This window comes from Pseudoalteromonas sp. PAST1, assembly GCF_021532515.1.
GTDB lineage: Bacteria > Pseudomonadota > Gammaproteobacteria > Enterobacterales > Alteromonadaceae > Pseudoalteromonas > Pseudoalteromonas simplex.
Genome location: NZ_JAKGBH010000009.1, coordinates 63,438 through 88,661 on the forward strand (window position 1 = coordinate 63,438; position 25,224 = coordinate 88,661).

The window sequence follows — 25,224 nt, forward strand, 5'->3', positions numbered from 1 at the left end:
GAACTGAAATTCTAGCCAAAGGAGTTGCCCATGTTAGGTGAGAAACACTCGTTATTGAATGAATTCCCTGAGTTTAATGAACTAATCCACAGCCTTGCAAAACACGATGCTCATTTCAAGAAAACCATGCAGCGTTATGATGATATGGATAAAGAAATTCGTGAGCTTGAATTGCAAAACTCGCCGATTGAAGATGCGGATATGCATGAAAAAAAGCAGCAACGCGCCGTGCTTAAAGATGAACTTTATGACTTTTTAAAAGCCAATGCTTAATAATTGAATCGAAGCTAATGCTCCTGCTTACTGCATTCTTACGGTAGGAGCTTTTTCTCCCCTCTATTTTTACTCTCCAATTGTATTTAATCGCAATATGTCTTGAGTCAATCAAGGTTATGGTAGTCTTAGCGCGATTTTTTAAGGCAACAATGGAATAGTGCTTTGCACTGACTGGGATTAACATGATTAAAAAAAATATTATTACTACTTCATTAGCACTCATGGGTGTTGTCGCTGTCGGTAGCGCGCACGCTGATGAAGGGCAGTGGCAACCGCATCAATTAAAACAATTACAAAGCGAGTTTGACCGCGTTGGTATTGAATTACCGGCATCACAAGTGGCAGATCTTAACCAATACCCACTCAATGCAGTGGTTGGTTTAGGCTATTGCTCTGCGTCATTTGTGTCACCAAAAGGCTTAGCGGTAACTAATCATCACTGTGCTTATGGCGCGATTCAAAATAACAGCACACCAGAAAACAACTTAATTGAAAAAGGTTTTTTAGCAGCTGATTTATCAAAAGAGCTACCTGCAGGCCCGCAAGAGCGTTTGTATGTAACTGAACAAGTGGATGATGTTACTGAGCGCGTACTGGGTAACTTACCTGCAGAACTACACGGCAAAGCGCGTTATGAAGCAATTCAAGCAAATCGCAAAGCTTTGATCAGCGAGTGTGAGTCAGATCCTAACTACCGTTGTACCGTGCGTGATTTTCACCATGGCTTAGAGTACTTCATGATCAAACAACTGATGATCAAAGATGTGCGCTTAGTGTATGCTCCAGCAGAAGCGCTGGGTAACTTTGGTGGCGACATTGATAACTTTGAATACCCACGTCACACGGCGGATTTTACCTTTGTACGTGGTTACGTTGGTAAAGATGGTAAGCCTGCAGATTACAGCGAAGATAACGTACCTTATGAGCCAAAGTCGTTCTTAAAAGTGAATGCGAGCGGCGTAAGCTTAGGTGATGGTGTGCTGGTGGCCGGTTACCCGGGTCGAACTAGCCGCTATAAGCTTGCAGACGAAGTAAATTATTCTGCGAGTTGGTATTACCCAACATTGCTTAATACTTATAACATGACCCTAGACGTAATCGCCAAGCAGAGCGAAGGCGATGAGCAAGCACAAGTTAAATATGCCTCTCGTGTAAAAAGCACTAACAACCGTTTAAAGAAACTGGAAGGCTTACAAGATGGCTTTAAAGTAACGGATATTCCGGGTATTAAAGCTGCGCAAGAGCAAGAGTACCTCGCTTGGTTTGCACAAAGTGCAGAACGTAAAGCATACGCAGATTCATATCACGCATTAAAGTCATTATTAGTTGAAGCACATGCACAGCAACAAAGCCATTTTTACTTTGATTATGCAAAACGCGCAGACTTACTAAGCACGGCAATTCGTTTATATCGTTTAGCTAAAGAAAGTGAAAAACCAAATGCAGAGCGCGAAATGGGTTATCAAGAGCGCGATCTTCCTATGCTTAAAGCGCGTTTAGAGCGTATACAAAAACAGTTTACGCCTGAAGTCGATAAAGCCTTATGGTTAAGCTACTTAGGTAACTATTTAGCGCAAGATAAAGCAGCGCAAGTTGCGGCATTAAACGACGGCTTAGGTATTACAGATACCACAACACAAGCTGAACTTGATGCGATTATTGCTTCTTTTTATGCTAATACAGAGCTTACAGATGTAGAAGCACGTGTTAACTGGATTGGTAAATCTGTCGCAGAGTTTGAAGCATCAAACGACCCATTCATAAGGTTAGCTGTTGCTCTATACGATACCAACATGGCACAAGAAGCTGACGAAAAAGAAATGGCGGGTCGTTTAGCAGAAATTCGCCCGCAGTATATGCAAGCCGTGATCGCTTTCAATAATGCTAAAGGTAAGCCAGTTTACCCAGATGCAAATGGCACATTACGCGTAAGCTACGCACAAGTTGATGGTTACCCAGCGGCAGATGCTGTGTATAAAACGCCATTTACATCACTACGTGGTTTAGTGGCTAAACACACAGGTGAAAAACCATTTGTTGTTACCGATAAAGTACTTGAAGCATACAAAAAGCAAGCATTTGGCGCGTATTACCGTGGTGACTTAGGTCTACCAGGCGTAAGTTGTAGCTTATTCAGCTTTGGTTGTGAATCACAAGCGGCTAAACCTCTTGAAGTTAACTCAGTACCAGTCAACTTTTTAAGTAGCGCTGATACCACAGGGGGTAACTCAGGTTCGCCAGTCATGAATGGTAAAGGTGAATTAGTGGGTCTTAATTTTGACTCGACTTATGAATCAATCACCAAAGATTGGTACTTTAACGCCAAAATCACCCGTGCTATTCACGTTGATATTCGATACATGCTTTGGTTAATGGAAGAAGTTGATAACGCAGGTTACCTACTTGATGAAATGACCTTAGTTAAATAGCCTTGCTATTTTGAAAATAACCGCAGCAATTGCTGCGGTTTTTTTATGTCTTTAATTTTTGCCAATCTAACGTTTTTAATTTGTTTATTTTCAATACTTTTGTAATGTACAAAGCAGATACTTTTACTTGGGAAAAATAATGAGCGCCAAACAAATAATAAAAGCCATTTCAGTGAGTGTTGTGGCAATAACGGCAAGCTTTAATGCCAGTGCAGCGAATACCGAAGCAATGTGGCCGGGCACGGCTTATAATCAGCAAATACCAACATTTAAACAAGTACTTGGATACGATGTAGGTGAGCGCATTACCAATTACAACGATATGCGTCGTTATTTAAGCGCCCTTGAACAAGCTGCGCCAGATCGTATTAAAGTGTTTAAGTACGCAAACAGCTGGGAAGGTCGTGAACTGGTTTATGCGGTGGTTGGCACAGCGAAGCATATTCGCTCATTAGAAACCCTCGCTAATAATACCCAAGCCTTGGCTGATCCGCGTATCACCTCTGAAAAAGAAGCTAAGTCGCTAATTAAAAATTTACCGACGTCTGTGTGGCTTCAGTATGCCGTGCACGGTAATGAAATTAGCTCAACCGATGCTGCACTATTCACTGCATATCACTTACTAGCAGCCCCGAATGATGCCGTTAACAGCAAAATTTTAGACAACACCGTGGTGTTTATCGACCCATTGCAAAACCCTGATGGCCGTGAGCGCTTTGTTACTCGTTATTATGCGACCGTGGGCCTTGAGCACAGTGCAGATAGGTTAAGTGCAGAGCATAATGAGCCGTGGCCAAGAGGCCGAACAAATCATTATTTGTTTGATATGAATCGTGATTGGTTAGCGCTTACTCAGCCTGAAAGTAAAGGCAGAGTGGCTGCAATCAATAAATATAAACCGCAAGTAGTGGTTGATATTCATGAAATGGGCGGCGACCAATCTTACTACTTTGCACCGGCTGCTCAGCCATTTAATCCGCATATGACGAAAACCCAAATCGCCAACATGGATGCGATTGGGCAAAATCATGCGAAATATTTTGATGAGTTTGGCTTTGATTACTTTACCCGTGAAATTTTTGATGCCTTTTACCCAGGCTACGGTGATAGCTGGCCTGTTTTTTATGGTGCATCAGCATCAACTTACGAAGTAGGCTCTGCGCGTGGCCATGTTTTTGAGAAAAACACCGGTGAACTACTCACCTATTTTAATACTGTAAAGCGTCAGTTTGTGGCCTCAATTTCGACTGCCGAAGGGGCTGCCAATCAACGTGAAAAACTACTAGGTGACTTTTATCAATATCAAGTTGATGCGATTGATTCGGGTAAAGATAGCAAAGAGCGTGTTTATATCTTACCTAAACAAAGTAACCGTGAAGGCGCTCATAGACTCGCAACCTTAATGGCTGAACATGGTGTTGAAGTTAAACAAGCAACTGAAGACTTCAAAGCCTGTGGCGTTAAGTACAAAGCAGGCAGCTATTTTATTGATACTGCACAGCCACGCGGGGTATTTGTACGTACCACCTTTACTGACCAAGTAGATATGGCAGAGGCTTTTGTAAAAGAGCAAGAAAGACGCCGTGCTCGTAACCTAGGTGATGAAATTTACGATGTCACAGGTTGGTCACTGCCGATGATGTTTAATGTTGATAGCGATAGTTGTGGTCGCGCAGTTAGCGCAGATAGTAAAGCGGTTCAGGCCGACGACACATTGCTTGGTAAAGTGAATAATCCAGAAGCCTCAGTGGCTTATATTGTTGCATGGGGTGATACGGCCGCAGCACGCTTTTTAACAGCAGCACTGCAAGCTGGCATTAAACTGAAAAGTGCTGACCAAGCATTTGTATTAGGTGATAAAACTAACTACCCAGCGGGTAGCTTAGTAATCGAAAAGCGCCTAAACGATAGAGACTTACTGACTAAAATTAGCCAAATTGCCGAGCAAACTGGTGCAATAGTTGATGGTGTTGATTCAAGTTGGGTGATTGAAGGCCCAAGCTTTGGTAGTAACAAAACAGTGCCTATGGTAGCACCAAAAGTGGCGATTGCATGGGATGCAGCCACTCGAGAGCTAAGCGCCGGTAACACTCGTTTTGTTATCGAAAGACAGCTTGGCTACCCGGTGACAGCTATTCGCACACCCATGCTTGCATGGGCTGATTTAAGTGATTACCAAGTGCTTATTTTACCAGAAGGTAATTACGAGCAAGCACTCGGTAAATCGGGCGCGGCTAATTTAAAAAGCTGGGTTGAAGCAGGTGGCGTGTTGATTGCCCTCGGTAATGCTAACCGTTTTACCACCAACGCTGATTACGGTTTGTTAGATGTTAAACGCGAGCAAGCTTACCGAGAAGATAAAGCCGACAGCAGCGATGATAAAAGCAGTAAAGTGGCAGGGCAGTTATTCGCTTCTCGCGATGATTTAAAAGCAGCGAGCATTGAGCCACATACATCGCCAGACTATGTAGCCGGTGTACTTGCTAATGTTGAAGTAGACCAAGAGCACTGGTTAACCGCTGGGGTTGATAAAGACCTTGTTGCGGTAGCTTACGGTAATGATATTTACACGCCTATAAAACTGAACTCAGGTAAAAACCTAGCGTGGTTTACAGGTAAAGATGATGTGCTAGCAAGTGGTTATCTGTGGCAGCAAAATAAAGCACAGCTTGCGTATAAGCCATTGCTTGTTCATCAACCGCAAGGCAAAGGCATGGTAATAGGCTTTACACAATCACCAACCTACCGCGCCTACCTTGAGGGCATGAATGTACTTTTAGCTAACACGATTTTCCGCGCTGCAGCACATGCTCAGTAAGCTAAAGGCCTAATTAAAAAGCCCGCTGACGTTGCGGGCTTTTTTGTGGGTAAAGTTTTATAGAGTAAAGCTCTAAAGGGAGTGAACAATGAAATAAAAAAGCCCGCAGGGCAAAGGGCGGGCTTTTAGTTTTTCAGGAGAGAAAGTGTTAAGACACAATTCCTAGAGGCTTACCTGTTTGCCAAGCGCCACGGGTAAAGTCTGGAATTGTTTTACTGTTACTTCTATCTGCAACCGATGCCATACTTTGCGGGAAGATTGATGACCATGCTGCGGCATCGTATACATCTTGATCGAGTGGCTCATTATTGCGTAAGCAGTAGATCATGCGCCAAAGCATAATGAAGTCCATACCGCCGTGGCCACCGTTACGTACTGCTTCTTCACCCATGCGTTTCCACAGTGGATGATCAAACTCAGCACGCCATTTTTCCATATCTTGATCCCAGCTATGGAAGTTTTGCATATGTGGCTTACGACCCTGTGAACCTGCTTTCTCCCAGGCAGCGAGCTCTGCTTCATATTGCTGTTGGTAAATTTTCGCGATAGCTGGTGGCACATCTTCAAGAGCAATACGATTAGGGAATCCTGCAAATGTGCCATTAGTACCTTGAATTAGGTTATGGCGGCTGTACGGGCGAGGGCTTGTGGTGTCGTGCTGAACCATAATGCTACGACCTTTCACTGTTTTAATAATGCTGGTGTTCATGTCGCCAGCAGTAAATTTTAGTGAACGACGCTCGTGGCCTGCAGGGAATTCACGTTCTGCATAGGCGGCGCGGCCAAGCGCAGGTGAGCTGACTGAAGTAACAAAGTCAAAGCGGTCACCACGGTTGATGTTCATATACTGAGAAACCGGGCCTAAACCATGGGTTGGGTATAAGTTACCGTTTACTTTGGTATGCCAATAAGTACGCCATGAGCCTGTGCTGCGGTCAATTTCTTTCATTTGCCAACGCAAGTCATGAATATAAGCTGCTTCACCATGCAATAACTCACCAAATACGCCTTTACGAACCATGTTTAAAACCATTAACTCGTCACGGCCGTAGTTAACGTTTTCCATCATCATGCAGTTCTTTTGCGTGCGCTCTGCGGTGTTTACTAATTGCCAACACTCTTCCATGGTGGTTGCTGCAGGTACTTCAACAAAGGCATGTTTTCCACTTTCCATGGTCTCAACACTCATCGGTGTGTGCCATTTCCAAGGCGTTGAAATGATCACAATGTCGATGTCATCACGAGCGAGCATGTCTAAATAGGCTTTATCTGAACCCGTATAAGCAGTTGGTTTAGGTAAGCCTTTTTCAATGACATAATTAACAGACTTATCTAGCATTAGCTTATCTGTGTCGCAAATAGCTTTGATTTCAACACCTTCAATATGGCAAAGATGTTTCACATGGCCGCTACCACGTTGACCAACCCCAATAAAACCAACACGCACCACATCCATTGCAGGCACAGCTAAGCCCATTACGCTTTTACCTTGCGCTGCAAGAGGTGTGCTTTGATTATCACCTTGTTGGCTTTTCGCACAGCCAGTCACGACTGTCGCGGCGGTAATGGCTGCGGCAGATTTTAAAAAACTACGTCTATCTATTGTCATAACGATACCTAAATCACTGAGATTATTTTAATAGTGGGTTTCAGTTGTTTCTGTTATATCGCAACTAAAAGTTAATTACAATTAAATGCTTTCAAAATCTTTCAAATTGGTGGCTGCATTACCCTTAATGCCTTTTTATGGTTTTTTAGGTCAAATTTTAGTTTTAATATGAACTTTCGTTACCTTTCATTTTGTTGCGTGGTGTTTCGCTGTGTGCTACTGTAATTTCAAATCATATATCTAACCTTTGATGTAAGCTGCTTGGAGAGAACCATGAATGCATTAAAAACGATTATTAATAACAATCGAGTAGGGCAAGCGCAGGGAATTTATTCTGTATGCTGCGCGCATCCACTCGTTATCGAAGCAGCGATGTTGCAAGCTCTTAATGATGACACTGAAATTTTAATTGAAGCTACGGCAAACCAAGTTAATCAGTTTGGTGGCTACACGGGTATGAAGCCTCATGACTTTGTTGAATTTGTTTATGCAATAGCCGAAAAAGTGGGTTTAGATACCCAGCGCATTATTTTAGGTGGTGATCACCTAGGTCCTGTATGTTGGGTGAATGAGCCTGCAGAGGTTGCGATGGTAAAAGCTGTTGAACTTGTTAAAGCCTATGCGAGTGCGGGTTTTAAAAAAATTCATCTAGATGCCAGCATGCCATGCGCTGACGATGGAGAACGTTTAGCTGATGCAGAAATTGCCAAGCGTGCAGCATTGATGTGCCAAGCTGCCGAGTCGGTCTCAAAAGATAACGATATTCTTTATGTGGTTGGTACTGAAGTTCCCCCTCCGGGTGGGGCAACAGAAGAGCATGAAATTATTGAGGTATCCCATGTTGAAGGGGTACAGCAAACAATCGAATTACATCAGGCAGCATTTGCTAGCTTAAACATAAGTGACGTGTGGTCGCGTGTTATTGCTGTTGTTGTGCAGCCGGGGGTTGAGTTTGATAATCATCAAGTTTTTAATTACCAACGTAATGAAGCGCAAAAACTGAAAGAGTTTATCACTACTGTCGATAATCTTGTGTATGAAGCTCACTCTACTGATTACCAGCCAGATCATTGCTATCGCGAGTTAGTACAAGATCACTTTGCCATATTAAAAGTGGGGCCACAGCTTACCTATGCACTACGCGAAGGTTTATTTGCTTTAACTTATATTGAAGATCAGTTAGTTGAACCTGCTAAGCGTTCTAATTTACGTGATGTCTGTGAGCGCATCATGCTAGAAAAACCACATTATTGGAATAAGTTTTACCCATCGCAGGGTGCTGAAGCTAAGCTGTTTAGGGCTTATAGTTATAGCGATCGCATCCGTTATTACTGGCCTGAAGATGAGATAAAACAAACAGTAGAAACGCTGTTTGAGAACTTAGAAGGGCAAATTATTCCACAGACCTTACTTAGCCAATTTATGCCAATGCAGTACAAAGCATTAACTAAGGGCCAAATTAACTCATCACCGCGTGAGTTAGTACTTAACAAAATAATGGAAGTGACGAATAGCTATTCGCTTGCTTGTAATCAATAAGTGGTGTTGAGAGAGAATTTAATATGACACAGTTTTTATCCTTAAACGAAACAGAACTTAAGCAACAGAACGCTTATTGGACCGCAAGAGAAATCACACAACAACCCAAATCATGGTGTAATACGGCAACAGTGATTGATAACAAGCGAGCTGAGATTAATGATTTTTTAGCGCCGATTTTAGCACTTAATAACTTAAAAGTTGTTTTAACAGGCGCTGGTACATCAGCTTATGTGGGCGAGGCTTTAACACCTCATTTAACTGCGAAAACCGATTTGGACGTATGTGCTGTCAGCACCACTGATATTGTCTCAAACCCATATGGTTTTTTACAAAAGGGCACGCCAACCTTACTTATTTCTTATGCGCGCTCTGGAAATAGCCCTGAAAGTGTCGCAGCGGTCGATATTGCAGAGCAAGTCGTTGATGAATGTTATCACTTGGTTATTACCTGTAATGAAAACGGTGAGTTAGCTAAAAGCGCATCAGTTAAAAGCAATAGCTTAAGTGTGATAATGCCAAAAGAAACACTTGATGAGAGCTTTGCAATGACAAGTAGCTTTACCTCAATGCTGATTTCAACACTGTGTATTTTTACTCCCGATAGCGTTCAATTAGAAAAAGTTGTGGCGCATACTAATCAGCTACTCGATACGCAAATTGATGACATTAAGCGTTTTGCACTAAGTAACGTTGAGCGCTTAGTATTTTTAGGAGCCGGGTCTTTACTTGGCTACGCCAAAGAAGCTGCATTAAAGTGTTTAGAGTTAACAAATGGTGAATTAATTAGTTATTTTGAAACGCCTTTGGGTTTTAGGCATGGCCCGAAAACCATTATTAATACCAAAACTGCCGTACTATTGATGTCATCTGGAAATCTATACAGCAGTTTATATGACACTGATTTATATAATGAATTAGTCAATGAACAGCAATGCCTGCGCATAGAAAAATTATCGGTAGGTACAAAGCAGCAACCGCTGGATGATGTGTGGCAAGGTCTGTATTATATTGTTTATTGTCAGATTTTTGCATTTTTTAAATCAATCTCACTCGGTTTAACACCTGACAATCCTTGCCCAACGGGCGAAGTTAACCGTGTTGTACAAGGGGTAACTATTTACCCGTTAACTTCTTGTTAGAAAGTGTTAGGTAGAGTATGGCTGTTTATGGACTCGATATTGGTGGAACAAAAATAGAAACCGCCATTTTTAATAATAATTTAGAGCAACAGCAGAGTTGGCGTATTACTACGCCAACTGATGATTATCAGCAATTTTTGCAGGCAATATATCAGCAGGTGCTAAAGGCCGATGAATTAACAAGTAGCCAAGGTGCTGTGGGGATCGGTATGCCAGGTATCATTAATGAGGCTGGCAAAGTGTTATCTGCCAATGTGCCTTGTGCCACAGGTAAGGTGATTGCCGACGACCTACAAGCATTATTAAAGCGCCCTGTTGCGATATTAAATGACACCCGATGTTTTGCTTTATCAGAAGCAAATGGCGGAGCTGGTGAAGGTTATAGCCGAGTATTTGGTGCCATTGTTGGTACGGGGGCTGCGGGTGGTATGTGTATTGATGGCACTTTGTTTAACCAAGGTTTAGGTATGTCGGGAGAATATGGTCATTTACCACTTTCTGCGTATCTGCAACAAAAATATCAGCTGCCCGTTTTAAAATGCGGCTGTGGTTTAAATGGCTGTGTAGAAAGCTATATTGCAGGGCCCGGTGTACAAACTCTGTATCAACATATTACGCAATCCCCTAAATCAGCGATTGAATGGGCAAACGATATTAAGCTAGGTGATGAGCAAGCCTTAAAGGTGCTCGCTTGTTACTTAGATATTCTTGGCGAAACCTTTGCTGCTATTAGTAAAAGTTTGCACCCAGAAGTTATCGTACTTGGCGGGGGGTTGTCGCTCATTGATGCAATAGTAGAAAAGCTCCCTGATGCGATTCAAACTCATTTATTTTCAGGTTTTGCCGTGCCCGACGTGAAGCGTGCAAAGTTTGGTGATTCTAGCGGCGTAAGAGGCGCTGCAATAATAGGAAGTGTTCATGCTAATTCCAACGCATCTTAATCGCTATTATTTAAAGGCCGCAAAAGTGGTGACTGCTGAGACGGTTTTACTCGATCATGCGGTCTTGGTCGAGCAAGGTAAAATTAGTGCTATTACCACGCAAATTGAGCCAGAGATTAAAGTAATAGATTTAGGTGAGCATAGCTTATTTCCAGGCTTTATCGATTTGCATATTCATGGTCGTGAAGGCTGCGATATTATGGACGGCACACCAGAATCGTTAGAGACTATTTCTCGGTCTTTAGCAAAGCATGGCGTAACGGGGTTTGTTGGCACAACGGTGACTGCAGACTGGGACGTCTCAATTCAAGCTTATAAAAATATGGCGAGTGCCTATCAAAAAGGCTTGGCTGGAGCGCAGTTGCTAGGGGCTTATAACGAAGGTTTATTCTTTGCAGAAGCGCATAAAGGCGCGCATAACGAGTCATTTTTTTTAGAGCTTACTAAACAGCGATTTGATGAAATTTATGCCGCATGTGAAGGTTGCTTAAGCTCATTTGCGTTAGCGCCAGAACTACTTAAATCCCCCGACATGATCCGCTATATCACCGATAAAGGTGTGCGTGTGATGCTGGGTCATACAGATGCTAATTTTGAGCAAACAACACAAGCTCTTGCCCATGGAGCCTGCGGTGGTGTGCATATTTTTAATGGTATGCGCGGTATTCATCATCGAGATCCTGGTTGTACGGGGGCACTGTTGATGGACAGCGATGCCATGGTTGAGCTTATTCCTGATGGTATTCATTTGCACCCGAGCATCATGAACATGGTTTACCGTTTAAAAGGGGCTGATAAAATTGCTCTGATCACAGACTGCGTAAGCGCCGGAGGCTTACAAGATGGTCGCTACCGCTTAGGTGAGCTTCCTATTGTGGTTGAGCAAGGTGTTGCACGAACTGAGAGCGGCTCTTTAGCGGGCAGTACATTAACCATGGAAGTTGGCGTTGAACGCTTTTATAACCTAACCGATGCAAGCCTAGTTGAAGCAACTAAAATGGCCAGTTTAGTACCTGCTGAGTTTTTAAATAAAGCGGAGCAAATAGGCAGTATTGCGGTAGGTAAACAGGCTAATTTTGCCCTGCTCGATAAAGACTTTTCTGTTCAAGCAACGATCTGTGCGGGTAAGCAAATCTTTTAAAAGTTAAGTGAGAATGCAGGCAAAAGTATTCGATGCCATTGTTATTGGCAGTGGCATTACTGGCGGCTGGGCTGCTAAAGAACTGACCGAAAAAGGACTCAATGTACTGCTACTAGAACGTGGCAGACAGGTTGTGCACGGTACAGACTATATCACTGCGTTTAAAGAAGATTGGCAACTGCCTTTTCGCGACAGGCCCAGCCTTCTAGAAAAGCAGAATCAAGCTAAACAAGCACGCACTGGCTATGCCACCAAACAATCAATAAAACACTGGTTTGTGAATGATTTGCAGCACCCTTATCAAGAATCGCAACGTTTTGATTGGATCCGAGGATATCATCTTGGTGGGCGCTCATTAACTTGGGGGCGGCAATGCTTGCGCCTCAGTGATATAGATTTTGCAGCCAACAAACAAGATGGTCACGGCGTTGATTGGCCTGTGCGCTATCAAGATATTGCGCCTTGGTACGATAAAGTCGAAGCCTACATCGGGGTTATTGGCGAAGCGCTGAACTTACCTCAGCTACCAGATGGACCTTACTTGCCTCCTTTTGCGCTTAATGCCGTAGAGCAGCAGCTTAAACAAAGTTTATTAACTCACTACACTAATCGTCACCTCACCATCGGGCGAGTTGCACATTTAACCAAGGCAAAGCCTGAGCAAGGTCGTGCCCCATGCAGCAAGCGCAACCGCTGTATGCGAGGCTGCCCAGCAGGGAGTTATTTTAGTAGTTTAGCCTCGACCTTACCTGCAGCGATGCGTACTGGGCGACTCACTATCCAGACTCACTCCATTGCCAAAGAGATTATTTACAATCCAGATAGCGGACTAGCTACGGGCGTGAAAGTAATTGATGCTGAATCTAAAAAGGAGCGTATCGCGCAAGCGAAGATTATTTTTTGCTGTGCATCAACGGTGGCAACAACAGCCTTGTTATTAAATTCAACTTCTGCACGTTTTCCTAATGGCTTAGGGAACGATAGTGGAGAGCTTGGTCATAACCTCATGGATCACCATTTTAGGGTTGGCGCCACTGGCGAGCCTAGGGGCTTTGCTGATGACTTTAATGATGGCGACAGACCCGTTGGCTTTCATATTCCGCGTTTTCGAAATCTTAATGATGCCGAGCAGCATAGCTTTATTCGCGGCTATGGCTATCAAGGATACGCAACACGCAAAGATTGGCGACGGGGCTTTAAAGAACTTAGCTTTGGTAAGGCTTTTCGAGAAGGGCTTGCCAAACCTGGGCCTTGGCAAGTTGCATTAATAGGCTTTGGTGAATGCCTGCCTTATCATCGTAATAAAATGAGCTTAGATCCGGTATTAAAAGATCAATGGGGATTACCTTTAGTTAATTTTGATTGCCAATTTGCTGAAAACGAGCAACGCATGCGCGAGGATATGAAAACGCAAGCCGTCGAGATGCTAAGCAAAGCAGGTTATCAAAATGTACAAGCATACGATAAAGGCTCAGCGCCGGGGCAAGCCATCCACGAAATGGGAACTGCGCGTATGGGGCATGATGCTACAACCTCAGTGCTTAATCGTTACAACCAAATTCATAGTGTGCGAAACGTCTATGTCACTGATGGCTCGTTTATGTGCTCGTCGGGTTATCAGAACCCTTCGTTAACCTATATGGCATTTACTGCAAGAGCCGCGGATCACGCTGTACGGCATTATCAAAACGGGGTGTTTTATGGCTGATCTACAAAGGCGAAATGCGATTAAATATTTAGCTGCATTATTCGGTGCGGCTATTACGCCAGTGGCTGCGACTCAGTTATTTGATAAAACGGATGGCAATCATTTTGAGGTGCTTAAAGCAGCGGCGCATCGGGATGTGGTCACGCAAATGCAGGCTGTTATTTTAGAGCTAGAGCCAAATGAGCAGCTGTATTTTAATTTAGTCGCTTTCACAGATTTAATGCTAGCAAATACACTAACTCTGACTGAACGTACGGCATGTGTAAAAGGCGCTGAGCTGATTGCAGAAGGTGTTCTTTCATCGTCGCAATTAGCAAATAAACTCACAAGTTTATTTACTATCTCTTCGCAGCAGCAACAGCGCATAATAGCGCAGCAAGCCTTACCTTTTTCAGAAGTGAGCCTTGATAAGCGTGACGAGTATTTAATTTATAAGTGTATTTTTGCCGTGCGTGAATTTTTGCTACTGGGCTATTTCACATCAGAAAAATTGCAGGCTAGTTAAAAATTAAAATAACTAAGCCTGCCTATCTCGTTACTTTCGCCAACTTGTTAGTTTGTGACCAATTAGTGCGTAATAAAGAATAAACGCATAGCAAGGGATCAACAGATAGTAAGCTTGTTGTGCATTGCCTGTATATTCTGCAAATACACCGTATACCAAAGGCAATAGAGCGCCACCAGAAATCCCCATAATCAGTAATGCCGCGCCGGTTTGAGTTTTATCGCCGAGATTTGCAAGGGCCATAGGCCAAATGGTCGGCCAAACTAGCGCATTCGATAAGCCAAGTAATGCAACAAATAACACGGTATCTGGAAAACTGTTACCAGCAAGCCAAAAGAGCACTACGTTTGCAATCGCAGTTTGTTGCGGATCAATCAAAATGATGCCAAGTGAAAACACACAACCACTTAACGCGGAAAATATCAGCGCCTGTTGCTGACTAAAAAAACGAGGAATTAACACGATACCTAACACATAACCTAGCACCATAAAGCCCATGGTGTAAGAGGTGAGTTCAGCGAACTGTAATACCCCTTGTTCTTTGCCGTAAAGGCCAATGGTGTCGCCGGCAATGACTTCTGCACCTATGTAAAAGAATAGGGCGATTACACCTAAAACTAAGTGTGGGAATTGCAGTACTGATTTACTCTCGCTGTTGTTGCTAGTTTTTGGTTGCTCAATATCAGGTAATGGAGCCAGCATAATCAACGCAGCTAATATCGCTAACGCAATTGCCATTACAAAGTAAGGCGTTATTAAACGATTAGCCAATTCTTGCAACTGTAATTGCTTTTGAATGCTGTTCAAGTGGGCGAGAGCTTCAGGGCTAAAGCTGGCAATGTCGCTAAATACAATCGCAGAGAAGAGCAATGGAGCAACCACACCTGCGCTCTTATTGAGAATACCCATGATGCTAATGCGTACGGCTGCCGTGTCTTTAGAACCAATTAGCACGATGTAAGGATTCGCAGCGGTTTGTAATAAGGTGAGGCCGCTTCCTAAAGTAAATAAGGCAACCAAAAATAACCAATAAGCCTGAATTTGTGCGGCAGGAATAAACAACAACGCGCCAAATGCCATGGTGCCTAAACCAAATGACATACCATGCTTATAACTAAATAATTTCAATATCTTAGCGCTCGGCAGTGCCATGACGGTATAGGCGATATAAAACACCAATGTCACCATGTAAGCTTCAATATGGTTGAGATCACAGACCATTTGTAGAAATGGAATCAAAGATCCATTGAGCCAAGTTATAAAGCCAAATAAGAAAAACAAACCACCTATGATCAACATAGGTAGTAATTGTGTACGGTTGGTGTGTTCTGTTTGCTCTAATAGTGAGCTTTGTGTTGTCATTTTTGTCACCAATAAGTTAACGGTAGATTAATAATAAAACATTTTTCGTAAGTTTTGAAAGTTTTATTTTATTTCGAAACTAAGCTTGGCTTTGAAACTGTAAATTGTGTAATATTGAACTACGAATTTGAAAGCAGCTATATAAACAACAGGCCAGCTATGCTAACCACAATAGAAAGAAGACAAAAAATCGTTCTGATGACCGAGGAAAATGGCAAAGTAAATGTTAAAGATCTTGCGAAAACTTTTGATATTTCTGAGGTTAGTATTCGCCATGATCTTAACGAACTGGGCAAGCGTGGTCTGGTTGTTCGTTCTCGCGGCGGCGCAATTGCTTGTGATAAATTGGTCAAAGAGTTATCAGTTAAAGATAAGCATAACGAAAATTATGCTGTGAAAGTTCTACTGGCAAAAGCTGTTGCAAATTTAGTTGATGATGGCGATTCACTAATTATTGATTCGGGCACCACAACCGAAGAAGTCGCGAAAGCATTGACCAACAAACAAGACTTAACCGTGATGACAAACGGCCTCAATATCGCACATGTACTGGCTGATATAGACGATGCCAATGTATTTATGCTGGGTGGGCAATTGCGCAAGAAATCAATGTCTTTTTACTCAAATGAAGTTGAACAAGCACTCAGTAAATATAATTTCAAAAAGGTTATTTTAGGAGTGGATGGCATAGATCCTGAAGCGGGGATCACCACCCATTATGAGCCTGAAGCAATGTTAAACCGAACAATGTGCACACGTGCAGATCAAGTGATTGCTGTAACTGATTCAAGTAAATTTGGTAAACGGGCTTTGTATAATGTATTACCACTAAAATCAATCGATGTGCTAGTAACCGATAAAAACATGCCAGCTGAATTTGTTGAGTCATTGGTTGCTTTGGGGATCGACGTAATCACTGTTTAGAGCTAGTAGCATACTGACAAATTACCTAAACCTTAAGGAGGTTATTATGGCAGGAATAAGTGTTTGGCAATTAGCTATTATTGCCGCAATTGTGGTGCTTTTATTTGGCACAAAAAAACTGTCACGGATCGGTGGTGACTTAGGGACATCAATTAAAGGGTTTAAACGTGCAATGCAAGATAAACCCAAAGACGAAGCCTGATAATCTTTGTCTCAAATAATATTATTACCTTGCTCTGGGTCGCGAGATTGATCTGCTTGCACACGGATATCATCGGCATCACTGCTAACATCATCAAGGCTGTGATCGTCGAGTGATTTTGCTGTTTTTGGATCAGCGCTTACGTTATTGTTTGGCTGTTCGGTATCGTTTTCGCTATTCAAAATAATTCGCTCGCGAGCATCATCCGGCATGCTTATTTGCTCCGCTAAATAAGTATTGACCAACTCTCGCATCAATTGTGAGGCCACTTTGATAGTACTGTGTTCGTTACTATTTACCCAAAAATAAATGGTTAGATTAAGAGTTGCTGAGCCTAATGAATCAATTAATACTTGGCTTGGCGGATCATTAATAACAGCAGGGTTTTGATTAACCACTTTCATTGCTAATTGTTGGGCATAGCGAATGTCATTATCGTAGCCAATGCCAACATTAAAGTGACCCCGCATTTTTGGGTTTGCGGTGAGATTTTTAATGACGTTTTTATAGACGGTCGCATTGGGAATTTGAATGTGATTGCCATCAAAATCAACCAAGGTGGTGGCGCGAGCCGTAACCTTTTTAACTACTCCTAAACGCCCATCTACTTCAATAACATCATCAATACGAAAAGGGCGCTGCACACTAAGTAGCATACTTGAGATAAAGTTTTCGGCAATATCACGAAAAGCAAAGCCTAAAATAAGCCCAACTAAGCCAGTGCCACTCATAATAGCCACAGCAAAGCTGGTTAGCCCTGCTAGACGTAAAAATAAGTAAACGCCAAACAAGATAATAATAATGCTAAAAAAGCGCCTAGTCACCACATGCAAAAGTTTGCTTTCGCTCACAAAGCCAAGCGGTTTTATTAATAGATAAGATAAAGGGCGGGCCAACAAGTAACAGATAATGATGGCCGCAATACCAAGTGTCAGTGCAGGTAACATTTGCCATGCAGTATGTAAAAACTGCGTAATTTGAAAGTTTAAGTCTTGCCAAGATAAGCTTTCAGAAACTGTTTGAGATGCTATGGAAATTGATGCTGTTAAAACGTTAGCTAGTTGATTTTCAGTAAGTAAATAATAACTCATTGCACCGCTCTATGGATCTTTAAGTTGCTTCAATAAGTTTAGTTCAATGCAATTCAGGCGCCATAATTACTGGCAAGTTGTTTGCAGCATTGTACTTTTCACAGTCATTCTTTGGGTCACTTATGGCGAATGGTAACCGCGGTTTTCAAGCTCGTTCACCGATGGAAATCCCAATTCGAGGTTGGTGGGATATCAGTAAACGGGTTTATCACAACCTATCACAAGACAATTTATCTTTTGTAGCAGCTGGCGTGGCATTTTATGCTCTTTTAGCTATTTTTCCTGCTCTGGCAGCTATTGTATCCGTATATGCCTATTTTGCTTCTCCCACAGATATCCATGATCAGTTAGATAAGGTGATTGCGATATTACCTGCAAGTAGTCGTGACATCATTTTGCTTCAAGTTAGCGATATCACTCAGCAGTCAAATAAGGTATTGAGTGCAAGTGCCATAGGTACCTTGCTATTAACTATTTGGAGTAGCAGTAAAGGCTGCCAAGCACTTATTACCGCCTGTAATATTACTTATCATCAGCGTAATAAGCGTCAGTTTTTTATGGCATTAGTGGTGCGTTTTTTATTTTCTCTGGGCGCTATTGTAGTTGCGCTGGTGGCATTATTGATCATTGGTATCTTACCGATTGTACTCAACTTAGTTGGTTTAACAGAGCTTATCGACTTAATGATTCAGCTCATTACTTGGCCATTGTTAGCCATTATTTTTAATCTCGCTTTAGCGTTTTTATATCGTTATGCGCCTCATCGAACTCCAGCTAAATGGCGCTGGATCACGCCGGGCTCAATGCTTGCTACGTTAATGTGGATCATCGCATCAATTGGTTTTTCATATTATGTATCTCAATTTGCTAGTTATAACGAAACCTATGGATCGCTAGGTGGTGTGGTGATCATGTTGATGTGGCTTTATATCAGCGCATATATCATCATTTTTGGTGCGGCTATCAATGCTAGTACAGAGCAGCAAACTCTAGTTGATAGCACTATTGGGCCAGAAAAAGCTGTAGGGAAACGCGGCGCGATCGTGGCCGATAGATTGACAATTAAACAACGAGAAAATGAGCAATAAGACGCAGTCGAGTTACTCCTTTAGGTAACCCCTAGGCCCTAATTGACATTTTTAGAATTGACTTCTATTAAATATTTAATCCTAAAGTTCGATTTTGGTTTTTATGACTCGTACTGTGATTTTACGTATCAGTAGGTCAGAAAGTTAAATCTGCGATCTCTAGCTGTAATCATATTTATAGGTCATGAAATGCAAAAAGAGCTCCAACTTAATATTAAGCGTTTATCTTTACTTAATTTGGTTGCTGTAATTCTAGCTGGGTTAACGGCTTTGTCAGTTTATTTAATGTATGGCAGTTTAAAAACCATAGAGGCTGAAACTAAGGTTAGGTATCAGTCTTATATTTTGGCTGAGCAAGTCAGACAAAGTTCAGATCAATTAAGTTTAATGGCAAGGGCTTATACGGTAACAGGCAATACTAAATTTTTAGACTTTTTTAACCAAATTCTAGCTATTCGAAATGGTGAAGCTCCACGTCCAGAAGATTATCACCGCGTTTATTGGGATATGTTAATGCCTCATAACGGTAAGGCTCCATTTCCTGACGGTGAAAAAAAATCACTCCAAGTTATGCTAAATTCCATTGGTATAACAGATGAGGAGATGCAACAAATCCGGCTTGCAGAAAAAGCATCAAATGATTTAACAAAAATTGAGTACACTGCTTTTCAAGCTTTAGCAAATAAACCTGACGAGAATATGGAAAAGGAGCAAATTGACGCGATTCTGAGTTTGTATAGTGATGATTACTTTTTGGCAAAGTCAGAAATAATGAGTCACATTAATAACTTTTTGTTTATGTTAGATTATCGAACCGAGCAAAATCTTCATACTGCGACGCGAGATCACTACTTGATGTCGCTTTTCTCTTTTTGCTGCTTTATTACCATTTTAATTGTGCTGTATTTTATTGGCCGTTTGCGCAAATCACTTAATCATTTATATGTGTCTTCACTTGAAGCTGAAGTGGCAGAAAAAACATCTTCTTTGACTGAGAAAAACGTGCAGCTTAAAGAATCTATGGATTTAATGGCAAAGACTCAAAAATACTTAATGGAAGCAGAAAAAACAGCAGCACTAGGTCGTCTAGTTGTTGGGGTAGCACATGAAGTCAACACGCCTGTAGGTATATGTATAACAGCTGTCAGTTACCTTGAAGATGAAAATAAAAAGATGGGAAAAGTGCTAGCTGATAAACGCGTTAGTAAAGGCTCACTTGAAAAATATGTACATACTTCAGAAGAAATTAGCTTATTACTTCATTCTAATTTAGATCGATTAGTTGAATTGATAACAAGCTTTAAACAAATTGCCGCTGATCAGCATTGTGATGAATTAAGGTTAATTAACTTGAATCCGCATCTGCATGATATTGTGATGTCGTTTAAGTCAGATTCTAAAAATAAAAATGTTGAGGTGATTTTTAACATACCCGATGATTTAAAAATTCAAAGTTACCCAGGAACATTTAATCACGTTATGACAAACTTGTTTTCAAATGTTTTTTTTCATGCGTTTGATGGGCAGATTGAAGGCGCAAAAATAGAAGTTTCGGCAAGTTTTAAACATAATAATGTTTTTATAAGTGTTAAAGACAATGGCTGCGGCATAAGCGAAGATATTCAAGATAAAATATTTGATCCTTTTTTTACTACTAAGCGTGTCCAAAAAAATACTGGTCTAGGGCTTTATGCTGTTATGAATTTAGTTACGCAAAAATTAAAGGGCTCGATTAGTTTCGAATCTGAAGAACAGACAGGCACCACCTTTTATTTAACTTTGCCAAATCTTCAAACTGAGCATGAAATAACGCAGAGCGATGATATAGAACCTCTTTAGTATTCGCTTTTATAGAACGTTAGATGCTTATTTTACTCATGGTTGTTAGTTAAAATAGCGCCTAAAATCACTTCATACAATTTACGGGAGTAAAGTTATGAAAGTGATTCAACAATTAAATAGCCATGCCACACAAGATGGTGATGGTGTAAACATCAGCCGTATTCCAGGTTTTGATGGCAAGTACTTAGACCCTTTCTTAATGATCGATGAGCTTAAATCCGATGATCATAGTGATTTTATGGGCGGCTTTCCTGCGCACCCTCACCGTGGTATCGAAACCTTTACTTATATTATTAAAGGTGGCTTTGAGCACCAAGATCAAATGGGTAACAAAAAAGCAATTCGTGCTGGCGATGTGCAGTGGATGAGTACCGGTTTTGGTGTGATCCACAGTGAAATGCCATTAGCAGATGCTAAAGAAGGTATGCATGGCTTTCAGATTTGGTTAAATATGCCAAGTGCCGAGAAGCTAAGAGCGCCGCGATATCAAGATACCACTGAAGCGCCAGCACCAACGACTCAAAATGAGCAAGGTGTTGAGCTAAAAGCATTAGCTGGAAGCTGGCAATTTGCAGGTGAAAAACAGGACTCTAGCCTACAAGATCTCGCCGCTGATGGCATGCTTGCTGATGTGACTTTACCGGCTGGCACGCAGTTTTACCATACACCGCTTACACAAACTAAGGTGATGATCTATATCCATACCGGAGAAATTCATACTGAACAGGGCGGACCAGTTAAAGCAGGTAGCTTATTGATTTTAGAGCCTGGCAGTGACATTGAGTTTAACTCGCAAACGGGTGCAGGGGCGTTAATTCTAGCCGGTGAGCCGCTTAAGCAACCAATCGCTCATATGGGCCCGTTTGTAATGACAACCCAAGCTGAGTTACAACAAGCAGTACGTGACTATCAGCTAGGTAAATTTGGCACACTATAGGAGGTTATTGTGGGATTACTTGTAAATGGCCAATGGCAAGATAAATGGTACGACACCGATAACAATCAAGGTGAGTTCAAACGTGAGGCAGCCCAGTTACGCAACTGGGTTACAGCAGATGGTAGTGCAGGGCAAAGCGGTGATGCGGGCTTTAAAGCTGAGAAAGATCGTTACCATCTATATGTCTCTTTAGCTTGCCCGTGGGCTCATCGCACTTTGATTTTTCGCCATTTAAAAGGCCTTGAAGATTATATCAGTGTGTCGGTTGTCAGTCCTGACATGCTAGAGCATGGCTGGACCTTTGATAAAACCAATCACAGCACCGGTGATGCACTTTTCGATAGCGAATTTATGCATCAAATTTATACGCGTAACAAAGCCGATTACTCTGGTCGTGTTACGGTTCCCGTGCTTTGGGATAAAAAAACGCAGCGTATTGTTAGCAACGAATCTGCTGAAATTATCAGAATGTTTAATAGCGCGTTTAATGCCCTAACAGGTAATGAACGCGACTTTTATCCGCAATCGTTACGTTCTGAAATTGATGAAGTTAATGAGTTTGTTTATCACAACATTAATAATGGGGTGTATCGTGCAGGCTTTGCGACAACGCAAGAAGCTTACACGGAAGCCTTTGATGATCTCTTTGCCGCTCTAGATAAGATTGAGCGACGTTTAACAGCTAATCGTTATTTAGTGGGGGACACACTGACTGAGGCCGACTGGCGTTTATTTACCACCTTAATTCGCTTCGACAGTGTTTATGTGGGCCACTTTAAATGTAATTTGCGTACTATTGAGAGCTATCCGGCGATCAGCAACTATTTACGTGAGTTATATCAAATTGAAGGTGTAAGTAAGACCGTTGATTTTTATCATATAAAACGTCATTACTATTTTAGCCACACCATGATCAACCCAACTCAAGTTGTGCCAAAAGGGCCTGATATAGACTACGCTCGGTCTCATAACCGTGGTTAATAAACCTTGATAACTAACAGTTTAATGACTTGATTGAACTGTTAGTTATAACTATCCATGACCTTGCGGATAGTGTCGATGCCAAACATCACCTTTTGAATAAATGACTCAGAACTTTTCACTAAATTAAAATTAGGGTGCTGAGACCAAACTGCTTGCAGTTTGTCATCAAGCAATATGGCTTGCTGATCAGACTCGTTTCTGACTGGGTTATTAGAATGAATACTTTGCCCAGACTTCGCTGCTGTTTCAAAAAAGATCACTGCATCATATTTATTCAGCTCGGTATGTAGGTTGGTATTCAGACACTCAAAAAACTCATCTTGCTCACCGGGCCAGTAGGCAAGTCCATCTAAGCTACCACGATCGCAAAGCATTAAACGATCTGGGTGCATGGTTCGTTGAATATGTTCAAGGTGTTTTTGTAAGCTGAAGATAGCTTGTTGGTGAGCTTTGATCAGGTGAGTTGCATCACCACGTTCTATACCACCGCTGAACAGCATGGTCGCAGATTCTGGTACAACAACAATTTGATTAGAAAATTCACGTCTTAATAGATCGATGGCTGTTGTTTTACCACCGCCAGGGCCACCAGTTAGTACAATCCTTTTCTTCACCTTACATTCTCACAAGTTGCTCGTTTGTGTTTAAGGTAATGAAAATAGGTGGCAAAGAGAAGTAAAAAGCAAACATTACATGATAATGATCACAACAAACGCAGTAACCAGCTGAAGCGGCTGACTTGTTTCAATTTACTGTCCTTGTGGTCTGAGTTATTAAGTGCTTCATAACCCATACCCGCAGTGAAGGCACTGGCAACACCCACTTTACTTACCGCAAAGCGTTTTAAACGGTATTTGAACGCTTGATGGTGTTGACGTTTAAGCTCATCTTGTAAATCCATTTGCTGGCTTAGCTTAGTTACTCTGTGTTGCGGTTTATTAATAAAATAATCAATTAACATCATTCATCCTTACTAATATTCAATAATTGACGAATACTTTTTAGCGTATGATCAAAACCTATTTTACTGCTGACATAACCAATGTTCTTCCAAAGCCATGCAAGACAAAGCAATTGTAATGCAATCAGTGAAATAGCGGCTAACCACAATGATTGGCTAAAGCTGAATATCGCGATACCGACAGTAGCAAGTAAACCAGCCCAAAGTAACACTAAACCACCGGCAAAACAGACAAGTAGTATAATAGTTAAGGCGAGTGAACGTGTTGATAAGCGCCACTCAGCAGCTGCAAGCTTTTTGCAAGTCCCAGTTTGTTTGCGATAGTCAATGTATAGCTGTTTGCCGTAGTCAGATAATTTAGCAAGGTGATCTTGCCACTGATCAGCGTTTAATGGCTGATCAGTGGCATCTTGCGTTTTCTCATCTGTAGATTGAGAAGTTTGCATAACAATTACTTACGACGAATAAGTGCAGTTACTAACATGCCTGCAGCAAATGCAATACCTGCTGTTGCAAGTGGGTTTTCTGATGCAAGTTTACGAGTTTTACCACTGTATTCATTAATTTTAGCGCGTGCTATTGCTTGCTTTTCCGAAAGCGTTTGAGCAGAGCTAGATGCACCCTGACGTACACTATGTTCAGCACTAGCAGCGCGTGTTGATAATGCATCTACTGCGTGGTGAGCTGCCTCTGTCGCTTTTTCTGTGAATGGCGCCTCTACTTGAGCCGCGTTCGAGTTTGCACTGTTACTTGTTGCCGTGCTTGAATTCGATTTTGAAGTTGCGGTAGTCATAATCATTCCTTAAAAATTGCCATTTAATTGGTGATTAATTCATCGCAACCTTCATACCAAAATATAAAATCAATAATTTTCAATTGTTTATTCTTTTTATTGCGTTCTTGGTTAGTGGTTTTTCGTAACTCTTGCAGGGTGATTAAGTAAAAATTACAGAATAAGATAATTTTGTAATTGTTCATTGGTTATTCATTAACCATTTTTCCCCATTAGATTGCCAATAAAATTGGAAAAAAAATTTTTTTCTATGTTTTCCACTTTTTCCCACGTAATTCAGAGGCTTTGCTTGAGGCCTTATTTTTTCTGGCTTTAGAAGGCACTGAAGATGATCTAGTTACTTGACAAAATAGCTTGTCAAGCCCTAAACTGGAGCACTGTGGTAAAAAGTGGTTTTTAGTGGATCAAATTGGATCAGAGATAGTCAGTTACAATAAATAACCTAATTTAAGGCATGTTATGTTTCGGGGTGCGAGCTCACTGAGTTTGGATGATAAAGGACGTTTTGCGGTACCAACTAAGTACCGAGATGCGATCTTGTCTGAAGATCAGGGAACGGTTATTTGCACTGTTGCTTTAAACGAGCCCTGCTTGTGGTTATACCCGTTAGCCGAGTGGCTTGAAATAGAAGAGCGACTATTAAAAATTTCAAATATGAATCCACGCGCTCGCCGCATGCAACGAATGTTGCTCGGCAATGCCACAGAATATCAATTAGATAAAAATGGCCGAATTTTGCTGGCACCTTCGTTACGAGCCCATGCAGAACTAGGAAAAAAAATCATGTTGGTTGGCTTGATGAACAAGTTCGAAATTTGGGATGAAGATCGTTGGCATGAACAAATGCGCCAAGATACTGAAATTGAACGCCTAGGCGATTTTGAGGCGAATCCTGAGTTCGATAACTTCTCACTCTAACGGCACAAAGAAAA

Annotated in this window: 23 protein-coding genes; 16 read left to right on the top strand and 7 right to left on the bottom strand. The window is 41.7% G+C overall.

Going from position 1 to position 25,224, the window contains the following annotated elements; translation table 11 throughout:
- Positions 1-30: 30 nt before the first annotated feature.
- From L1272_RS06335 to L1272_RS06345, 3 genes are all read left to right on the top strand, one after another.
- On the top strand, positions 31-273 hold the full coding sequence (locus L1272_RS06335) for a YdcH family protein (protein WP_138616187.1): 243 nt from the start codon (positions 31-33) through the stop codon (positions 271-273).
- A gap of 185 nt (positions 274-458) precedes the next feature.
- Positions 459-2,705 (top strand): S46 family peptidase, encoded by a 2,247-nt coding sequence (locus L1272_RS06340; protein WP_235373011.1) that lies wholly within the window; start codon positions 459-461, stop codon positions 2,703-2,705.
- 139 nt (positions 2,706-2,844) lie between these two features.
- Complete coding sequence (locus tag L1272_RS06345) at positions 2,845-5,523, top strand: M14 family metallopeptidase (protein ID WP_166338744.1); 2,679 nt, start codon at positions 2,845-2,847, stop codon at positions 5,521-5,523.
- A 148-nt stretch (positions 5,524-5,671) separates the two neighbouring features.
- Here the strand turns inward: L1272_RS06345 and L1272_RS06350 are convergent, their stop codons facing one another.
- On the bottom strand, positions 5,672-7,132 hold the full coding sequence (locus L1272_RS06350; protein ID WP_138598820.1) for a Gfo/Idh/MocA family protein: 1,461 nt from the start codon (positions 7,130-7,132) through the stop codon (positions 5,672-5,674).
- Between the two features lie 273 nt (positions 7,133-7,405).
- Between L1272_RS06350 and L1272_RS06355 the strand changes: the two genes are divergently transcribed.
- Genes L1272_RS06355 through L1272_RS06380 form a run of 6 tightly spaced genes read left to right on the top strand, consistent with a single transcriptional unit; the run spans position 7,406 to position 14,108 of the window.
- Positions 7,406-8,671 carry a D-tagatose-bisphosphate aldolase, class II, non-catalytic subunit gene (locus L1272_RS06355; RefSeq protein WP_054552755.1) on the top strand — a complete coding sequence of 422 codons (1,266 nt, stop codon included), beginning with the start codon at positions 7,406-7,408 and terminating at the stop codon, positions 8,669-8,671.
- A gap of 23 nt (positions 8,672-8,694) precedes the next feature.
- On the top strand, positions 8,695-9,813 hold the full coding sequence (locus L1272_RS06360; protein ID WP_235373012.1) for an SIS domain-containing protein: 1,119 nt from the start codon (positions 8,695-8,697) through the stop codon (positions 9,811-9,813).
- A gap of 17 nt (positions 9,814-9,830) precedes the next feature.
- The gene (locus L1272_RS06365) at positions 9,831-10,754 is read left to right on the top strand and encodes an ROK family protein (protein WP_166338748.1); all 924 of its coding nucleotides are present in this window, start codon (positions 9,831-9,833) and stop codon (positions 10,752-10,754) included.
- Positions 10,732-11,895, top strand: coding sequence for an N-acetylglucosamine-6-phosphate deacetylase (nagA, locus tag L1272_RS06370; RefSeq protein WP_166338750.1), 1,164 nt, complete (start codon positions 10,732-10,734; stop codon positions 11,893-11,895). Before L1272_RS06365 ends, nagA begins: the two co-directional genes overlap by 23 nt.
- A gap of 13 nt (positions 11,896-11,908) precedes the next feature.
- Positions 11,909-13,603: a GMC oxidoreductase gene (locus L1272_RS06375; RefSeq protein ID WP_166338752.1), complete on the top strand. Its 1,695-nt coding sequence runs from the start codon at positions 11,909-11,911 to the stop codon at positions 13,601-13,603.
- The gene (locus L1272_RS06380; RefSeq protein WP_166338754.1) at positions 13,596-14,108 is read left to right on the top strand and encodes a hypothetical protein; all 513 of its coding nucleotides are present in this window, start codon (positions 13,596-13,598) and stop codon (positions 14,106-14,108) included. The genes L1272_RS06375 and L1272_RS06380 overlap by 8 nt, the downstream gene beginning before the upstream one ends.
- Positions 14,109-14,138: 30 nt before the next feature.
- Here L1272_RS06380 and L1272_RS06385 read toward each other — a convergent pair whose 3' ends face one another.
- Positions 14,139-15,470 carry a sugar MFS transporter gene (locus L1272_RS06385; RefSeq protein ID WP_206004070.1) on the bottom strand — a complete coding sequence of 444 codons (1,332 nt, stop codon included), beginning with the start codon at positions 15,468-15,470 and terminating at the stop codon, positions 14,139-14,141.
- A gap of 159 nt (positions 15,471-15,629) precedes the next feature.
- Between L1272_RS06385 and agaR the strand changes: the two genes are divergently transcribed.
- Entirely contained in the window at positions 15,630-16,394 is a 765-nt protein-coding gene (agaR, locus tag L1272_RS06390) for a transcriptional repressor AgaR (protein ID WP_166338756.1), read from the top strand.
- Between the two features lie 46 nt (positions 16,395-16,440).
- Complete coding sequence (gene tatA, locus L1272_RS06395) at positions 16,441-16,596, top strand: twin-arginine translocase TatA/TatE family subunit (RefSeq protein WP_082389242.1); 156 nt, start codon at positions 16,441-16,443, stop codon at positions 16,594-16,596.
- Positions 16,597-16,607: 11 nt separating this feature from the next.
- On the opposite strand, the gene L1272_RS06400 is transcribed toward tatA, so the two are convergent.
- Entirely contained in the window at positions 16,608-17,687 is a 1,080-nt protein-coding gene (locus tag L1272_RS06400; RefSeq protein WP_235373013.1) for a mechanosensitive ion channel family protein, read from the bottom strand.
- Between the two features lie 122 nt (positions 17,688-17,809).
- Between L1272_RS06400 and L1272_RS06405 the strand changes: the two genes are divergently transcribed.
- The 4 genes from L1272_RS06405 (at position 17,810) to L1272_RS06420 (ending at position 22,535) form a co-directional block, all read left to right on the top strand.
- Positions 17,810-18,775 carry a YihY/virulence factor BrkB family protein gene (locus L1272_RS06405; protein WP_054552747.1) on the top strand — a complete coding sequence of 322 codons (966 nt, stop codon included), beginning with the start codon at positions 17,810-17,812 and terminating at the stop codon, positions 18,773-18,775.
- A gap of 189 nt (positions 18,776-18,964) precedes the next feature.
- Complete coding sequence (locus L1272_RS23205; protein WP_290440851.1) at positions 18,965-20,614, top strand: sensor histidine kinase; 1,650 nt, start codon at positions 18,965-18,967, stop codon at positions 20,612-20,614.
- Positions 20,615-20,711: 97 nt separating this feature from the next.
- Positions 20,712-21,554, top strand: a complete 843-nt coding sequence (locus tag L1272_RS06415; protein WP_054552745.1) for a pirin family protein — start codon at positions 20,712-20,714, stop codon at positions 21,552-21,554.
- 9 nt (positions 21,555-21,563) lie between these two features.
- A complete protein-coding gene (locus L1272_RS06420; RefSeq protein ID WP_235373015.1) occupies positions 21,564-22,535 on the top strand; it encodes a glutathione S-transferase family protein in 972 nt (323 codons plus the stop codon).
- A 41-nt stretch (positions 22,536-22,576) separates the two neighbouring features.
- Here L1272_RS06420 and L1272_RS06425 read toward each other — a convergent pair whose 3' ends face one another.
- The 4 genes from L1272_RS06425 to L1272_RS06440 form a co-directional block, all read right to left on the bottom strand.
- Entirely contained in the window at positions 22,577-23,152 is a 576-nt protein-coding gene (locus L1272_RS06425) for an AAA family ATPase (RefSeq protein WP_199530256.1), read from the bottom strand.
- An 89-nt stretch (positions 23,153-23,241) separates the two neighbouring features.
- Positions 23,242-23,499, bottom strand: coding sequence for a hypothetical protein (locus L1272_RS06430; protein WP_054552742.1), 258 nt, complete (start codon positions 23,497-23,499; stop codon positions 23,242-23,244).
- A complete protein-coding gene (locus tag L1272_RS06435; protein ID WP_054552741.1) occupies positions 23,499-23,945 on the bottom strand; it encodes a hypothetical protein in 447 nt (148 codons plus the stop codon). Before L1272_RS06435 ends, L1272_RS06430 begins: the two co-directional genes overlap by 1 nt.
- Positions 23,946-23,950: 5 nt before the next feature.
- Positions 23,951-24,292 carry a hypothetical protein gene (locus L1272_RS06440; RefSeq protein ID WP_054552740.1) on the bottom strand — a complete coding sequence of 114 codons (342 nt, stop codon included), beginning with the start codon at positions 24,290-24,292 and terminating at the stop codon, positions 23,951-23,953.
- 459 nt (positions 24,293-24,751) lie between these two features.
- Between L1272_RS06440 and mraZ the strand changes: the two genes are divergently transcribed.
- Positions 24,752-25,210 (top strand): division/cell wall cluster transcriptional repressor MraZ, encoded by a 459-nt coding sequence (mraZ, locus tag L1272_RS06445; RefSeq protein ID WP_054552739.1) that lies wholly within the window; start codon positions 24,752-24,754, stop codon positions 25,208-25,210.
- Positions 25,211-25,224: the final 14 nt, after the last annotated feature.

Coding starts and splice junctions, on each gene's coding strand:
- L1272_RS06335 (WP_138616187.1), top strand. CDS start 31: ATGTTAGGTGAGAAACACTCGTTATTGAATGAATTCCCTGAGTTTAAT.
- L1272_RS06340 (WP_235373011.1), top strand. CDS start 459: ATGATTAAAAAAAATATTATTACTACTTCATTAGCACTCATGGGTGTT.
- L1272_RS06345 (WP_166338744.1), top strand. CDS start 2,845: ATGAGCGCCAAACAAATAATAAAAGCCATTTCAGTGAGTGTTGTGGCA.
- L1272_RS06350 (WP_138598820.1), bottom strand. CDS start 7,132: ATGACAATAGATAGACGTAGTTTTTTAAAATCTGCCGCAGCCATTACC.
- L1272_RS06355 (WP_054552755.1), top strand. CDS start 7,406: ATGAATGCATTAAAAACGATTATTAATAACAATCGAGTAGGGCAAGCG.
- L1272_RS06360 (WP_235373012.1), top strand. CDS start 8,695: ATGACACAGTTTTTATCCTTAAACGAAACAGAACTTAAGCAACAGAAC.
- L1272_RS06365 (WP_166338748.1), top strand. CDS start 9,831: ATGGCTGTTTATGGACTCGATATTGGTGGAACAAAAATAGAAACCGCC.
- nagA (WP_166338750.1), top strand. CDS start 10,732: ATGCTAATTCCAACGCATCTTAATCGCTATTATTTAAAGGCCGCAAAA.
- L1272_RS06375 (WP_166338752.1), top strand. CDS start 11,909: ATGCAGGCAAAAGTATTCGATGCCATTGTTATTGGCAGTGGCATTACT.
- L1272_RS06380 (WP_166338754.1), top strand. CDS start 13,596: ATGGCTGATCTACAAAGGCGAAATGCGATTAAATATTTAGCTGCATTA.
- L1272_RS06385 (WP_206004070.1), bottom strand. CDS start 15,470: ATGACAACACAAAGCTCACTATTAGAGCAAACAGAACACACCAACCGT.
- agaR (WP_166338756.1), top strand. CDS start 15,630: ATGCTAACCACAATAGAAAGAAGACAAAAAATCGTTCTGATGACCGAG.
- tatA (WP_082389242.1), top strand. CDS start 16,441: ATGGCAGGAATAAGTGTTTGGCAATTAGCTATTATTGCCGCAATTGTG.
- L1272_RS06400 (WP_235373013.1), bottom strand. CDS start 17,687: ATGAGTTATTATTTACTTACTGAAAATCAACTAGCTAACGTTTTAACA.
- L1272_RS06405 (WP_054552747.1), top strand. CDS start 17,810: ATGGCGAATGGTAACCGCGGTTTTCAAGCTCGTTCACCGATGGAAATC.
- L1272_RS23205 (WP_290440851.1), top strand. CDS start 18,965: ATGCAAAAAGAGCTCCAACTTAATATTAAGCGTTTATCTTTACTTAAT.
- L1272_RS06415 (WP_054552745.1), top strand. CDS start 20,712: ATGAAAGTGATTCAACAATTAAATAGCCATGCCACACAAGATGGTGAT.
- L1272_RS06430 (WP_054552742.1), bottom strand. CDS start 23,499: ATGTTAATTGATTATTTTATTAATAAACCGCAACACAGAGTAACTAAG.
- L1272_RS06435 (WP_054552741.1), bottom strand. CDS start 23,945: ATGCAAACTTCTCAATCTACAGATGAGAAAACGCAAGATGCCACTGAT.
- L1272_RS06440 (WP_054552740.1), bottom strand. CDS start 24,292: ATGACTACCGCAACTTCAAAATCGAATTCAAGCACGGCAACAAGTAAC.
- mraZ (WP_054552739.1), top strand. CDS start 24,752: ATGTTTCGGGGTGCGAGCTCACTGAGTTTGGATGATAAAGGACGTTTT.